We start from the raw sequence: 14,978 nt of genomic DNA, 5'->3' as shown, positions 1-14,978 counted from the left end.
ATATGGGCGGAATGATAGCTACAAAACAGATGAAGATAGAAGGTAACTGAGGGGAGCATGTACAAACCATGAATTATACAATACAGGCTTCACAACGCACTCCCGCCCTGATCATTTACCTGATTGACATCAGCGCGTCGATGAACATGCTGATGGAGGGGCGGCGGCGTATTGACGTTGTATATGAAGCTATATCGTTGGCGATCCGGCAGATGGTTTTCCGATCAACCAAAGGAAATCGGCTGACAGCACGCTATCGGATTGCGATTTTAGCTTATAGTGACGACGTGTATGATCTGCTGAATGGTGTCAAGGGAATTGATGAAATCGCGGCCATTGGTTCGTTGCCCGATTTGACACCCAAACGATTCTCAGATTCAGCAAAAGCCTTCTTGCAAGCTGAACGTATTTTGCAGGCTGAATTACCAGGAATGCAGGATTGTCCTGCACCTTTGGTCTGTCATATGACAGATGGGGTTTCCACAGGCGATGATCCGGAACCAATTGCGAAGCGCATTATGAGCATGAGTGTACCGGACGGTAATGTACTGGTGGAAAATATATTTTTATCCGACAGGTTGCTAGAAACGCCTATTCAGGACCCCCGTCGCTGGAGAGGTCTGACGCATAATACGCCGTTGCAGGATGAACATGCTGTGAAATTGCGTGATATGTCTTCTGTACTGCCTGAAAGCTATCGAGAAATGCTATTTGAGGCAGATTATCAGTTAGGTGAAGGAGCCATTATGATGCTGCCCGGAACCTGTGCGGAACTGGTGTCCATTGGGTTCCAAATGTCGGCCGCAACGCCTGTACGGTAAGGAGGTAAAAGCATGAATCCACTGCTGTCCCTGCTCCCCGCGAGCAAAAAAAAGGGAATGAATGCAAGGCTGACTCAGCAATTTGCCTACATAAGCTCTCAGACAGGCGATCAGCCTTTATCATCTCATCACAGTCGTTTTATGTGTCGTTATGGCTATGGAAGATCTGCCGAATCTGCCAGTATGGGAGAAAGCGGACAGGATTTCGCCGCAGTACGTATTCATAAATCCGTCTGTTGTTTTGTCTTGTGTGACGGTGTCGGGCTCAGTTACCGAGGAGATTTTGCAGCCCGCTATCTGGGTTCTTCTTTACTGGATTGGATGGAACGGGGACAAGATCTGTCTGCTGATCAGTTGAGAGTGTACCTTGAACGTTTGGCAGGTACAGCGGCAGAGGAACTGGATCGGCAGCCTTTGGATCACGAATCAGGCTTAATGCGTTCTGTATTGGAAGATAAACGTCGTCAGGGAAGTCAGTCCATGTATATTTGCGGAAAAATCGAACTGCCGAAGCGTGGTAGCCGTGGCCGTCTCCGACTTGCCTGGCAAGGGGATTCACGTTTGCGACTATGGAACGGTGCCGAGGAAATTAGCGAGTTGTTCGATCATACCTTTTCTACAGCGGAGCGCTGGTCTACAAGTCGTGGGCCGATTGGAGGGAAGCCTCATTGGTATGAAAGAAGTATACCCGCAGATATGCCGATGAGATTACAGGTGTATACGGACGGTTTATCCGATTTGGACCCCATTCGCGAGCCTGTCCCTGATGAGCAGATACAGGTATTGCTGGATGCATCCCATACCGGGGGACTTGATGATGATGCTGCATTTATTGAGCTGCAGTGGTAAATAAGCAAAAGGACATTCTACATCCATATCCATGGTTGTAGAACGTCCTTTTTTTGATGAATACATAGAAAAATACGATTCGTTAAGATATTTATAGAATGTAACGAGGAGGAGAAGGAAAGACGCGTTAATGCGCGTAATATTCGTCCCTTTCTTAAATATCGCAAAGGAATAGCAAAAAATGCGCAAAAATGGTGATTATAAAGTATATCCTTTTGGGTAATCTTGTGATTATACAGATTACTGAAAGGGAGCGATACATATGAGCTACACATATGCAGGAGGAGCACGCTTTGAAGGCAAAACCGCTCTAATCACGGGGGCTGGTTCTGGTATTGGCAAGGCAACGGCCATTCAAATGGCTAGAGAAGGAGCGAATGTCGCTCTTTTTGACGTAAGTAATGAGCGCATTTTGGAGACAGAAAGAGAAATTAATGCTATACGTGAAGGGTCAGCGCGGGCATTTGACGTGGACATTGCCGATCCGGTGCGTGTGGAAAAAGCAGTTCTGGAAGCGGTTGAATTATTTGGCGGTCTGCATATCATTTTTGCTAATGCCGGGATTAACGGGGTCGTCGGACCGATCGAGGATCTGAGCATTGAGGATTGGCGGCAAACATTATCTACCAATCTGGATGGCACCTTTCTGACGGTGAAGTATACAGTACCGCATTTGAAAAAGAACGGTGGCGGTAGCATTATCATTACCAGCTCCATTAATGGAAATCAGCGCTTTACCAGCTTTGGGATGTCAGCCTACAGCACATCGAAGGCGGGTCAAACTGGTTTTGCTAAAATGGCTGCGCTGGAGCTGGCTAAGTTCCGTATTCGTGTGAATGTCATCTATCCGGGTGCCATTTCGACGAATATTGATGAAACCACGGAGAAATCGGAAGGGTTAAAGCAAATTACCATCCCCGTCAAGTTTCCCGAAGGAGGACAACCGTTGGCAGATGGACCGGGTCAACCCGAGCAGGTAGCTGATTTGGTGACATTTTTGGCCTCAGATCATTCGCGTCACATTACTGGCGCACAAATTGTCATTGATGGAGCAGAGTCGTTATTGTTTTAGAAAATAGAGCATTCTCTGGGATGGAGAAATGTTTTGTGGTATCCTGAGTGTATTGTCTTGGTTACGGTGCGAATGTGAAGCTCACATAAAAACCCCGGATCCTTCGCACCTCGAAATTTGTCGAAATGGATTCGGATTAGCTTTCTTCGTTAGAAGTCAATAGTCGATTCAAGCTTTTTTAGCATCGTTTTTTTCGAAAATGTATGGAATTGATATTATTAGGGTATGAATTCCTTCATTTTCGCTGTCGCACTCTATGTGAGTGCGTGGATTGAAATCATTTATTACTTATGCATGATAATGAAATTGAATGTCGCACTCTATGTGAGTGCGTGGATTGAAATCAGCCGTATCCGCCTCCATCCACAGCCAGGACTGTCGCACTCTATGTGAGTGCGTGGATTGAAATACTACTTTTGTAGTCTAACTGTATGGGAACCGCCGTCGTCGCACTCTATGTGAGTGCGTGGATTGAAATATTTCCGCACTTCGGGCAGATGGCGTATTTCCTCAGTCGCACTCTATGTGAGTGCGTGGATTGAAATCAACATCCAGCGGACAATTTCGTCCTTTTTCTCAGTCGCACTCTATGTGAGTGCGTGGATTGAAATTTAGAATCTAACCGCAGTCAACCGGACCCGAACGAAGTCGCACTCTATGTGAGTGCGTGGATTGAAATTAGATCGTGAATAAATGATTCTAGCACGCTGATTACGTCGCACTCTATGTGAGTGCGTGGATTGAAATTCACGCCAAATCAACGTACTTATCAAAGGCGTTTCCGTCGCACTCTATGTGAGTGCGTGGATTGAAATCGCTTCGAGCTTAGCAAGCCCGTCGAGGTCAACGAGTCGCACTCTATGTGAGTGCGTGGATTGAAATAAGTAAACAATTGCCAGTGGGCAGGATTTAACACGGTCGCACTCTATGTGAGTGCGTGGATTGAAATTGCTCTCGCTGCTCAGGGGTTAACGTCCTTTTCGTCGCACTCTATGTGAGTGCGTGGATTGAAATTGCTCTCGCTGCTCAGGGGTTAACGTCCTTTTCGTCGCACTCTATGTGAGTGCGTGGATTGAAATGCCTTCATCCCTCCTTTCATAAATATAAAAAAGCCGTCGCACTCTATGTGAGTGCGTGGATTGAAATAACTATAATTTCTGCTGTGCTAGGTATTTCTAGTTGCAGTCGCACTCTATGTGAGTGCGTGGATTGAAATTTCCATAAGACAATATTCAGCTCCCTAACGACAAAGTCGCACTCTATGTGAGTGCGTGGATTGAAATACTTTCCTTACGATACTTATTTCGGAATTGATTTTGGTCGCACTCTATGTGAGTGCGTGGATTGAAATTCTAATTGGATTTTGGTAGGACTAGCAATTTTGTTCGTCGCACTCTATGTGAGTGCGTGGATTGAAATCAGTCTGTCTGGAGTGAAAAACGTCGCCGGCAATCGTCGCACTCTATGTGAGTGCGTGGATTAAATTACGTCAGTAATTAGCATTTTCATGCGTAAATATTTAGTCGCACTCTATACGAGTATATGGATTGAAGTATCTATAGTGTTCGCAACCTTGCATAACAACTCTCAGCAGAATTTACATGATTGGAGCCAATATATAATTTGTTTTATGAACTTTAAGATTATTAGTTTGGTTCTCTCTAAAAATACTATTTCCACATGACTATAAATAATATTTGTTTACATAACGAGAATAGATCTAATATGATTAGTAAGTAGAAGAGAATCTAGTATTTTAAGCGGAATACAAGTCTCTTCACAATAACCACCTAAAAGTCATAAAATGAATATAGAGCTATGGGTGTGAAACCGAAATCCTTGAATTAAGTAGATAAGAGAGGAAAGGAAGAGAAATTACAACGCGAGGACAATTATATTAGTATTATCTATGAATTCACTTAACAACGGGAAATATCCAAGTGGGGATTGTAGATGCTGTCGCTATTTACCTTAAGGCACGATTATACAGATTAAGTATTTGCTTAAAGGAGGAAAATAGATGAATTTATTATTCATTCCTGGTCTATATTTTTATATCTATCTAGGTATAGGCCTTATCGTGGGATATTGGTTTGTATCTAAGGAATTAACAGAACGTGCACAGGAAATGCAGCAAGAGAACCAAGAGGAAAACGATGAGGAACTGTCAACAGCTAGAGAGGGTCTTTATCAATCTCTACATGATCTTTATCATTTAATAGGTCAGAAAGGTGTTATTGCTGCGATCTATATTTTATTTATGCTTTTTTGGCTTCCGATGTGGTTAGTCATTACTTGGAAGAGGTTATTCACGAAGAAAATTAAAGGAGATTAAAAAATGCAATATATCGCTCACATACGGGAAAGCGACCAAGAGATTCAAACGGTTGCCGAACATCTATTGGAAACTCAACAATTAGCAGAAATTTATGGAGACAAAATAGGTATTCGACATATCACCGGACTCGCTGGCATGCTTCATGACTTGGGGAAGTACACGGAAAAGTTTCAAAATTACATACGTTTGGCGGTACAAAATCCTGACAATCCACCGAAACGAGGAAGTGTAGATCATTCTAGTGCGGGTGGAAAGTTATTATTTAATCTTTTTCACATTCAACCTCAAGGCACATTCGATAAGCAGGATTTATTTATCAAATATGTATTGACCGAAGTTGTAGCAAACGCTATTATTTCACACCATTCTTATTTGCAGGATTTTTTAAACCCACAGCTGGAATCAAGATTTTTGTATCGGGTGCGTGACCTAGAGATAGAAGGGTTTGAAGATGCAGTAGCGTTTTTCTATAAGCAGGTCATGGAGAAATCTACATTTTTTGATTATGTGAATCAAGCAAAGGCTGAGTTGGATCAATATATGAACCGAGATGATGAGGCAGATTTTGAACTCAAATTGATGTATTTATCCAAGTTTGTGTTTAGCGCTTTGATCGATGCAGATCGAACCAATACTCGCTGCTTTGAAGAAAATAAGAACACAGGCGATAAGATCGCAGTTGAAGCAATGAATCACCAAATGTTATTTCATGAGTATTACGAAAAATTAATGATGCACATCAAATCCCTACAAGCAGCCAGGGATGCCAATACACCTATTAATCTACTTCGAAAAGAAATGTCCGAACAATGCGAACAGTTTGCAGAAAGGCCCTCTGGAATACATACGCTCTCGATCCCCACAGGCGGTGGAAAGACGCTCGCCAGCTTTCGTTATGCCTTAAAACATGCTGTAACATTTAAGAAGAAACATATTATTTATGTCGTTCCATTTACGACCATTATTGAACAAAATGCCCGAGAAGTTCGCGAAATAATAGTGGACGATGCGAATATTCTGGAACATCACTCTAATGTGGTCATGGACGATGTAGAAGAGGGAGAGAGTAATGAGCTTGAAGATGTAATTGTGAGTACGCGTCAAAAATTAAAGCTGGCTAAGGACAATTGGGATTCACCGATCATTTTCACCACAATGGTGCAATTTTTAAATGTTTTTTATGCTGGCGGCAGTAGAAATATCCGTAGACTTCACAATTTAAGCGAGTCTGTCATTATTTTTGATGAAGTACAAAAAGTCCCTACTCATTGTATTTCATTATTTAATCAAGCAGTGAATTTTTTGAAAACATATGCTCATTCAGGTATTGTTCTCTGCACGGCTACACAACCCGAATTGGATTTTGTACATAACAAGCTAGAGATCGAACCAGATGCAGAAATGGTGCATGACCTGAACCAGGTTATAGAAGCGTTTAAGCGGGTTGAAATTGTGGATAAAGCAACGGATATGAAATTTAATACAGAGAAACTTGCCGACTTTGTTGAGGAAAGACTTGCTGATGAACAAAGCGTGCTCGTTATTTTAAATACAAAAACAGTGGTGAAAAACCTATATCACAGATTAAAAGAAGGAAGCGGTACAGTCCCGATCTACCATTTAAGTACATCCATGTGTCCAGCTCATCGCAATTCCATATTGGAGAAAGTTAAAAATCACCTGCAACATAAAGAGCCTGTCGTTTGCATCAGTACACAATTAATTGAAGCGGGAGTGGATATCAGTTTTAAGTGTGTCATTCGGTCCTTGGCTGGTTTGGATTCCATTGCTCAGGCGGCGGGCAGATGTAATCGCCACGGAGAAGATAGAATGAAGCAAGTATATGTCATTGATCATGAAGAAGAAGATCTCAAGCGATTAAAAGAAATCAGAATAGGTAAAGAGATTTCCAGAAAAATGTTCATTGACTTAAAACGTAACAAAACTTGCTTTGGCGGAAACGTATTATCAGCTCAGTCCATGGAAATATATTTTCAAAAATATTATTCCGAGTTAAAGACCGAATTAAATTATTTTATTCCTAAATTGAGAAAAAACATGACTGAACTATTATATGCCAATCGTATAGAAAATACTTATTTTCAATCTTATTGCAAAGAAAATGAGACGATTCTTCCCTTATTCTTAGCGAATAGCTATAGGACCGCAGCGGACCATTTTCAAGTCATTGAGGATCATACTACGGCGGTAATTGTTCCTTATGGGGATGGAGAAAAAGAAGGAAAGGAGATCATCGCAGACCTAAATGGACAGCAAAGCATAGAAGACCTTACCGATTTGTTACGCAGGGCACAACAATTCACTATTAATATATTTAACTATGAGAAAGACCGATTAGATCAAAATAAGGGGTTAGTTTCTTTTTTGGATGGAAAAATATATGCACTAACCGATGGAGCTTATGATGACAGTTATGGACTTAACCTTGAAAATGACAGTCTGCTTAGTGGATTTATCCTTTAAAAACACTTTAATTGGGACTAGGGACTTATATTCTACATTGACTGACCCTGCCAAAAGTAATATTCTGGTACTGGGTTTAGAAAAAATAGTCATAGAAAGGAGGTAAATGCTAGTTGAGAAATGCGATCGAATTTAAAGTTTATGGAGATTATGCACTGTTCACAGATCCACTAACCAAACTTGGTGGAGAGAAATTAACTTATAGTGTCCCAACGTATCAGGCGTTAAAAGGTATTGTCGAAAGTATTTATTGGAAGCCTACGATTATGATGGTAGTAGACAAAGTTCGTGTTCTTCATGCTATTCGGATGGAATCCAAAGGCGTTCGTCCCATCGAATATGGTGGTGGTAATACCCTTGCTAATTATACTTACTTGAAAGATCCCTGTTATGAGGTTCAGGCTCATTTTGTATTTAATCCGCATCGTCCCGAGATGGAATATGACCGTAATGAGAATAAGCATCATAACATTCTCAAGCGATCATTACTTGCTGGTGGACGTAGAGATATTTTTCTAGGTACACGAGAATGTCAAGCTTATGTAGAGCCTTGTGAATTTGGTATAGAAGCAGGTTTTTACGATAACTATGGTGACATTCATTTAGGCAATATGGTACATGGAATTAACTATCCAGATGAGACAGGCAGGGATCAAATGGAAGTCCGTTTGTGGAATCCAGTAATGAAGGACGGAGTCATTGATTTTATTCGGCCGGAGGAATGCTCTCAAGTTCGCACAATAGCGAATATGCAACCTAAACGGTTTGATGAAAATAACGTTCAATCCGCTGATGAGCTGCTTGCGCAATGGGAAGGGTGGGGGAATTAAATGAGCTGGTTGCTAAATTTATATGAAACGTATGAATCTAATCTTGACCGTGTTGGTGTGATTGAGAAGAAACATAATGATCGTGAATATACATTGTTGCCTATTTCCCACACGACCCAAAATGCGCAGATCGAAGTCGAAGTTACAGAACAAGGTGATTTTCATTCAGCCAGGATATTGGATAAAAATGAGTTTAGTACATTGATTCCTTCTACTGAAAAATCCGCCAGTAGAGCCGGCTCTGTCATATCACCTTATCCGCTGCATGATAAATTAAGCTATGTTGCCGGAGATTTTGTAGTATATGGTGGAAAAATAAAAAAAGAAGAGCCTTTTTCTGCTTATATTCAGCAGTTGGAAGGCTGGGCTACTTCAGATTATGCTACTTCTAAGGTGAAAAGCATATACCGTTACTTAAGCAAGCGCTGCCTGATTAAAGACTTAGTAGACATGTCTATTTTATATCTTGATGCGGATCAAAAATTAATAAGTACATGGGACAAGAAGTACGAACCTATCCATGGGGAAAAACCACCTATATTTACAGCAGTTCCTGGTGAACAAGAGAGTGTATTCATTCGTTTTAATGTGTATTCTCCAGATAAAGTTTTAGCTAAAGTATGGGAAGATAAAGAAGTGTACGATTCATTTGTTGGTTACTATAGTCAATTACTGGGAGAAGAAGACATTTGCTATGTTACCGGAAGGCAGCTCCCTAGCACAGACAAGCATGCCAATAAAATCAGAAATTCCGGGGATAAGGCGAAGTTGATTTCCGCCAATGATACGAGTGGATTCACGTTCAGAGGACGATTTGCCCACAGTCATGAAGCTGCAAGTATCAGTTATGAAGTATCTCAAAAGGCTCATAATGCCTTAAAATGGCTCATTAACCGTCAAGGTAAAGTCATGGAGCAACGAGTTTTTCTAGTGTGGGGAAATGATGAACCGAGTATTCTGAATTTTACCGAAAATGATAATATCTTTGCAATGGGCTTGCCATCCAAGGCTAAAGAAATAAAAAGTCATACAAACGAAGAGTTTGCTTTTGAATTAGCCAAAGCGTTAACGGGTTATGCCAATACACTAGCTGTCAAATCTAATTCCAAAGCAAAAGTCAATATTCTTGTACTTGACTCAGCAACAACAGGGCGGATGGCTGTGATCTATTATCGTAATTTGGATAAAAAATTGTATTTTGAAAAGCTTATTCACTGGCATTCCACCTGTGTATGGCTTCATCGCTATCGGAAGGATGAGCAGGGTGAATATTTACAATTTTGGGGTGCTCCAGCAACGAAAGATATTGCTTTTGCAGCATACGGTTCAAAGGCTAATGATAAACTCGTTAAGGGTTTGATGGAACGAATGCTCCCCTGTATAGTAGATGGTCAAAACATTCCTCAGGATATTGTGAGGAGTGCTATTAACCGCGCCTCTAACCCGGTATCCATGGACAAGTGGGAATGGGAGAAAACACTGAGCGTGACATGTGCTTTGGTTAACCAACGGGAGGGATACAATGTGGCATTAGATAAAGAAAATATGGATCGCAGTTATTTATTTGGCAGATTGTTAGCGATAGCAGATGTGATGGAACGAAGCGCATTAGACAAGGATGAGAAGCGATCTACCAATGCAATCCGATATATGAATGCATTCTCACAACATCCGGAAAGAACCTGGAGGACCATTCAGAATGCCTTGCAGCCACATCAGGCCAGACTTGGTAAACGCTTAAGCTATTATTCCAATATGATTGATGAAGTACTTCACAAAATCCCCTTCAACGAATTCAACAATAAGCCATTGACTGGGAAATACTTGCTAGGACTCAGTAGCCAACGCTATGAAATCTACCATAATAATCATAAAAAAGATCTTGAGGGTAATAACGACAACAAAGAGAACAACACCTTAGACATGAATGAACAGCAGAAATCCTAAGTAACTTTAAAAATATGTAGGTACATTAAAGGAGAGTAATTATATGTCCGTGTTGGATCACAAAATTGATTTTGCAGTTGTATTGTCGGTTACTAGAGCAAATCCCAATGGCGATCCCCTGAATGGTAATCGTCCGCGGCAAAATTATGATGGTTATGGTGAGATTTCAGATGTGGCTCTGAAACGGAAATTGAGAAATCGTCTGCAAGACATGGGAGAGTCTATTTTTGTTCAATCTAATGATCGTAAATCGGATACTTTTAATAGTTTAAGAGAACGTGCAGATGCCAATCCTGAATTGGAAAAATTCTTCAAGGGCAAGGAAGGCTCAAGTAATGAATTTGCTAAAATTGCCTGTCAGGAATGGATAGATGTTCGTAGCTTCGGTCAAGTATTTGCGTTCAAGGCGGCGAGTAAGGGAGCAGGAGTGTCCGTTGGGGTAAGAGGCCCTGTATCTATACATACGGCAACCAGTATAGATCCTATTGATATTACAAGTATGCAAATCACAAAAAGTGTAAACTCCGAACCGGGGAAAGAAAGAGGTTCCGATACGATGGGGATGAAGCATCGGGTGGATTTCGGCGTGTACCTTTTCAAGGGAAGCATCAATACACAACTAGCTGAAAAAACAGGATTTACCAACGAAGATGCTGGAAAGATCAAGGATGCGCTGATTTCGTTATTTGAAAATGATGTCTCATCCGCTCGTCCTGACGGTAGTATGGAGGTTCATAAAGTCTATTGGTGGGAGCACAATTCCAAACTCGGAAAATACTCATCTGCTAAAGTACACCGATCTTTGGAAGTGAAACCGAAAGAAAATGTAATTGCAATCGACAAATCTTTTGATACACATTATGAATGTATATTAACACCGCTCGAAGGCTTAGAGGTCCAAGAGTATGCAGGTCTATAACGAAGAAGATTATTTGCTGCTATCCGGTTTACAGCATTTTAATTTTTGTAGAAGGCAGTGGGCGCTTATTCACATTGAGCAGCAATGGGAAGAAAACGTGCGGACGATTGAGGGCAATCATTTGCACAGGAAAGCCGATCAGCCCATGATTCGTGAAAAAAGAGGGGATAAGCTCATCGTACGCGCGTTACCTGTACATTCCAGAGAGCTTGGAATTACGGGAATCTGTGACGTGGTGGAGTTCATATGTGATCCCTTTGGTGTTCCGCTTGCAGGGGAGGAAGGTACCTACCTTCCTTTTCCTGTTGAATACAAGCGTGGCAAACCGAAACGAAATGACTCGGATCATGCACAATTGGTCGCACAAGTGATGTGTCTTGAAGAAATGCTCGTGTGTGAGATTTCAAAAGGCTACTTTTATTACGATGAGATCAAACACCGTGTAGAGGTCATCATCACGGCGGCTGACCGAGAGCGTGTGCGTACAAGCTTGCAGGAAATGCGGCATTATTTTGAACGAAATCATACACCTAAAGCCAAAGCGGGACCACACTGCCTGAGCTGCTCACTACATAACATATGTGTTCCCGAAATACTGAATAAAAAATCAGTTTCAAGCTTTATTGAAAGCAGGATAGCTGAATGAAAAAATTACTAAACACATTATTTGTGACCATGCCAGATACGTACTTGTCACTAGATGGGGAAAATATCGTGATCAAACAAGAAGAGTCCATTCTTGCACGGTATCCTTTGCACAATTTGGAGGCGGTTTGCACTTTTGGCTATTCAGGGGCCAGTCCAGGCCTCATGGGAGCTTGTGCAACACGCAATATAGACCTAACCTTTATGACACGAAGCGGACGCTTCCTGGCGAGAGTTACCGGGGAAAGCCGGGGAAATGTGGTACTGAGAAAAGAACAGTACCGGATTTCCGATGATGATAGAAGAAGTGCTCTTGTAGCCAGAAATATGATTATAGGCAAAATATATAACCATAAATGGATTTTGGAACGGGCAACGAGGGATTATCCACTTCGTATTGATACGGAACGCATGAAGAAGGTGACCGCTTCTTTGACAGAGATCATGAAGCAAGTCCGAGAAGTGGAGGAACTGGACATTTTACGCGGTTTGGAGGGGACGGCGGCAGTTCAGTACAATTCCGTGTGGGATGAGCTGATCTTGCAGCAAAAAGATGATTTTTACTTCCATGGGCGCCATAAGCGCCCGCCGCTAGATAATGTGAATGCCCTATTATCTTTTGCCTATACACTGTTATCCAACGATATGAAATCTGCACTGGAAGCTGTCGGTCTGGATGCTTATGTAGGTTTTCTGCATCGAGATCGTCCAGGGCGAGCCTCCTTGGCACTGGATGTGATGGAAGAGCTTCGAGGAGTATATGCCGACCGTTTTGTCCTTACATTGATTAACAAAAAATTGATTCATGGGAAAGGATTTTACAAAAAAGAAAACGGGGCTGTGATGATGGACGATGATACGAGGAAAATCGTATTGAAGGCATGGCAAGAACGAAAACAGGAAAAAATGATTCATCCTTATTTGAATGAGAAAATGTCTTGGGGACTGGTGCCCTATTCACAGGCTTTGCTCTTGGCTAGATATATTCGGGGAGATCTGGACGAGTACCCTCCATTTTTGTGGAAGTAGGTGTGAACACTTGCTCATTTTGATCACGTATGATGTGAGTACAGTAGACAGAGAAGGTAGAAAAAGACTGGCAAAGGTTGCGAAAAAGTGCGTAGATCACGGACAAAGGGTGCAAAATTCTGTGTTTGAATGTATTTTGGACTCGACCCAGTTCCGCAGCTTAAAGTATGAACTCGAAGAATTAATAGACCCAAAAGAAGACAGCTTGCGCTTCTACAACTTAGGAGATAACTACAAGAAGAAAGTAGAGCATATAGGGGCAAAGGAAGCTTACGATATGGAAAGCCCACTAATTTTATAAGGTGCGAATGTGAAGCTCACATAAAAATCCCGGGTCCTTCGCACCTCGAAATTTGTCGAAAAGCATTAGAATGCTGTCTATGAGAAAAAGTCAATAGTTGATACAAGCCTTTTTGACATCAGTTTTTGCGATAATGTGTGGAATTGATATCATTAGGGTATGAATTCCTGCATTTTCGCTGTCGCACTCTGTATGGAGTGCGTGGATTGAAATTAATGGGCTCGCTGATCTTGGTTGGAGCAGCTCCACCGTCGCACTCTGTATGGAGTGCGTGGATTGAAATCGTCATCCCCAACGGAAGCAGTGCTCAAATCCGCGTCGCACTCTGTATGGAGTGCGTGGATTGAAATTCATTATGCTTGAGCTGCATCGAAATCCAGTCCAGGTCGCACTCTGTATGGAGTGCGTGGATTGAAATTGGAGGGAGTGGAGCGGCTCACTGGAGTACGCCCAAGTCGCACTCTGTATGGAGTGCGTGGATTGAAATGACTATTTGGTTGAAAACGGTAAATTGGAAATAGTCGCACTCTGTATGGAGTGCGTGGATTGAAATTTCGATGGCTCAAAATTGTACTTCTTCGCTGGGGTCGCACTCTGTATGGAGTGCGTGGATTGAAATTCACGATGGGCTTTACGGATACCACATCGGACAAGTCGCACTCTGTATGGAGTGCGTGGATTGAAATCCCACCATCTACCGCCAATTGAGGATGTGGTATGTCGTCGCACTCTGTATGGAGTGCGTGGATTGAAATCAAAAGATGGTACAATCAAGATCATTAAAACATTTTACGTCGCACTCTGTATGGAGTGCGTGGATTGAAATGCTTCGTGGTATACTTAATTAAAGAGAGAACATAGTCGCACTCTGTATGGAGTGCGTGGATTGAAATAAGGTTGGTAGAGAAAACCGCATAGATGCGGAAAGCGTCGCACTCTGTATGGAGTGCGTGGATTGAAATGACGGCCATACCTTACGGGATTTATCCGTTAGAAGTCGCACTCTGTATGGAGTGCGTGGATTGAAATATCTCAAGTGTGCCCCCTGACAGTGTGCCTCCATCGTCGCACTCTGTATGGAGTGCGTGGATTGAAATTGTGTAGTCGCATCGCCTGTGAAAACATCATGTGAGTCGCACTCTGTATGGAGTGCGTGGATTGAAATCCGTTAACCTCTCGCATCACACCGCGCCCATTCGATCGTCGCACTCTGTATGGAGTGCGTGGATTGAAATGACAAATTTTTAAAATCTATTGCTTACGTCATGCGGTCGCACTCTGTATGGAGTGCGTGGATTGAAATCTCTATCCCCTCTCCTTGGGTAGCTATTAGAGCTGCTGTCGCACTCTGTATGGAGTGCATGGATTGAAATGTAAAGAAAATGCTTCGTGCAGAAAATACACGCTATGGTCGCACTCCATGTGAGTGCGTGGATTGAAATAGGTAACAGAGATGAACCAGTATAGTGTACCGAAGGAGTCGCACTCTGTGTGGAGTGCGCGGATTGAAATTTGCTAGGACTTGAAGAATTAACAGTAGAAGCTAAAGTCGCATTCTATATGGGTGCGTGGATTGAAATTTGAAGATACTGGTGAAAAGGGACAGCCTCGTACGTCGCACTCCATGTGAGTGCGTATTGGAGAGGTAGCATATTTCATAAGGAGGTTTTGTATTGGCTCCGGCGCATTATCGCTACTTTTTGGAGTAAGGAAGAAGACAATGACGCTTTTGAGGCAGGTGTT

General features: G+C 42.2%; 11 protein-coding genes and 2 CRISPR repeat arrays. All 11 genes read left to right on the top strand.

Annotated features, from left to right (window positions below; translation table 11 throughout):
• Nucleotides 1-68: 68 nt before the first annotated feature.
• Nucleotides 69-821, top strand: a complete 753-nt coding sequence (locus ACQW03_RS00975; RefSeq protein ID WP_071640582.1) for a vWA domain-containing protein — start codon at nucleotides 69-71, stop codon at nucleotides 819-821.
• Nucleotides 822-833: 12 nt separating this feature from the next.
• Nucleotides 834-1,670 (top strand): hypothetical protein, encoded by an 837-nt coding sequence (locus tag ACQW03_RS00970; RefSeq protein WP_013309993.1) that lies wholly within the window; start codon nucleotides 834-836, stop codon nucleotides 1,668-1,670.
• 262 nt (nucleotides 1,671-1,932) lie between these two features.
• On the top strand, nucleotides 1,933-2,742 hold the full coding sequence (locus ACQW03_RS00965) for an SDR family oxidoreductase (protein ID WP_071640586.1): 810 nt from the start codon (nucleotides 1,933-1,935) through the stop codon (nucleotides 2,740-2,742).
• A gap of 246 nt (nucleotides 2,743-2,988) precedes the next feature.
• Nucleotides 2,989-4,296: a CRISPR direct-repeat array (repeat unit 32 nt; unit sequence GTCGCACTCTATGTGAGTGCGTGGATTGAAAT).
• A gap of 466 nt (nucleotides 4,297-4,762) precedes the next feature.
• Nucleotides 4,763-5,077 carry a hypothetical protein gene (locus ACQW03_RS00960; protein ID WP_061829402.1) on the top strand — a complete coding sequence of 105 codons (315 nt, stop codon included), beginning with the start codon at nucleotides 4,763-4,765 and terminating at the stop codon, nucleotides 5,075-5,077.
• Nucleotides 5,078-5,080: 3 nt separating this feature from the next.
• Nucleotides 5,081-7,564 carry a CRISPR-associated helicase Cas3' gene (gene cas3, locus ACQW03_RS00955; RefSeq protein WP_441947875.1) on the top strand — a complete coding sequence of 828 codons (2,484 nt, stop codon included), beginning with the start codon at nucleotides 5,081-5,083 and terminating at the stop codon, nucleotides 7,562-7,564.
• Between the two features lie 113 nt (nucleotides 7,565-7,677).
• On the top strand, nucleotides 7,678-8,394 hold the full coding sequence (gene cas5c / locus ACQW03_RS00950; protein WP_441947873.1) for a type I-C CRISPR-associated protein Cas5c: 717 nt from the start codon (nucleotides 7,678-7,680) through the stop codon (nucleotides 8,392-8,394).
• Nucleotides 8,395-10,341, top strand: coding sequence for a type I-C CRISPR-associated protein Cas8c/Csd1 (gene cas8c, locus ACQW03_RS00945; RefSeq protein WP_441947871.1), 1,947 nt, complete (start codon nucleotides 8,395-8,397; stop codon nucleotides 10,339-10,341).
• Between the two features lie 43 nt (nucleotides 10,342-10,384).
• Complete coding sequence (gene cas7c / locus ACQW03_RS00940) at nucleotides 10,385-11,260, top strand: type I-C CRISPR-associated protein Cas7/Csd2 (protein WP_441947869.1); 876 nt, start codon at nucleotides 10,385-10,387, stop codon at nucleotides 11,258-11,260.
• Nucleotides 11,247-11,906 (top strand): CRISPR-associated protein Cas4, encoded by a 660-nt coding sequence (gene cas4, locus ACQW03_RS00935; RefSeq protein ID WP_441947867.1) that lies wholly within the window; start codon nucleotides 11,247-11,249, stop codon nucleotides 11,904-11,906. Before cas7c ends, cas4 begins: the two co-directional genes overlap by 14 nt.
• Nucleotides 11,903-12,934: a type I-C CRISPR-associated endonuclease Cas1c gene (gene cas1c, locus ACQW03_RS00930; protein ID WP_068940696.1), complete on the top strand. Its 1,032-nt coding sequence runs from the start codon at nucleotides 11,903-11,905 to the stop codon at nucleotides 12,932-12,934. The genes cas4 and cas1c overlap by 4 nt, the downstream gene beginning before the upstream one ends.
• Before the next feature lie 10 nt (nucleotides 12,935-12,944).
• Nucleotides 12,945-13,235 carry a CRISPR-associated endonuclease Cas2 gene (gene cas2, locus ACQW03_RS00925; RefSeq protein WP_023988276.1) on the top strand — a complete coding sequence of 97 codons (291 nt, stop codon included), beginning with the start codon at nucleotides 12,945-12,947 and terminating at the stop codon, nucleotides 13,233-13,235.
• A 180-nt stretch (nucleotides 13,236-13,415) separates the two neighbouring features.
• Nucleotides 13,416-14,608: a CRISPR direct-repeat array (repeat unit 33 nt; unit sequence GTCGCACTCTGTATGGAGTGCGTGGATTGAAAT).
• Nucleotides 14,609-14,978: the final 370 nt, after the last annotated feature.

This window comes from Paenibacillus sp. DRB1-1 (assembly GCF_052119485.1).
GTDB classification, from domain to species: Bacteria; Bacillota; Bacilli; order Paenibacillales; family Paenibacillaceae; genus Paenibacillus; species Paenibacillus polymyxa_B.
Note: the sequence above shows the minus strand (reverse complement) of the source record. Positions and strands in the feature narration are given on the sequence as shown.

Coding starts and splice junctions, on each gene's coding strand:
- ACQW03_RS00970 (WP_013309993.1), top strand. CDS start 834: ATGAATCCACTGCTGTCCCTGCTCCCCGCGAGCAAAAAAAAGGGAATG.
- ACQW03_RS00975 (WP_071640582.1), top strand. CDS start 69: ATGAATTATACAATACAGGCTTCACAACGCACTCCCGCCCTGATCATT.
- cas8c (WP_441947871.1), top strand. CDS start 8,395: ATGAGCTGGTTGCTAAATTTATATGAAACGTATGAATCTAATCTTGAC.
- ACQW03_RS00965 (WP_071640586.1), top strand. CDS start 1,933: ATGAGCTACACATATGCAGGAGGAGCACGCTTTGAAGGCAAAACCGCT.
- cas4 (WP_441947867.1), top strand. CDS start 11,247: ATGCAGGTCTATAACGAAGAAGATTATTTGCTGCTATCCGGTTTACAG.
- cas7c (WP_441947869.1), top strand. CDS start 10,385: ATGTCCGTGTTGGATCACAAAATTGATTTTGCAGTTGTATTGTCGGTT.
- cas1c (WP_068940696.1), top strand. CDS start 11,903: ATGAAAAAATTACTAAACACATTATTTGTGACCATGCCAGATACGTAC.
- cas3 (WP_441947875.1), top strand. CDS start 5,081: ATGCAATATATCGCTCACATACGGGAAAGCGACCAAGAGATTCAAACG.
- ACQW03_RS00960 (WP_061829402.1), top strand. CDS start 4,763: ATGAATTTATTATTCATTCCTGGTCTATATTTTTATATCTATCTAGGT.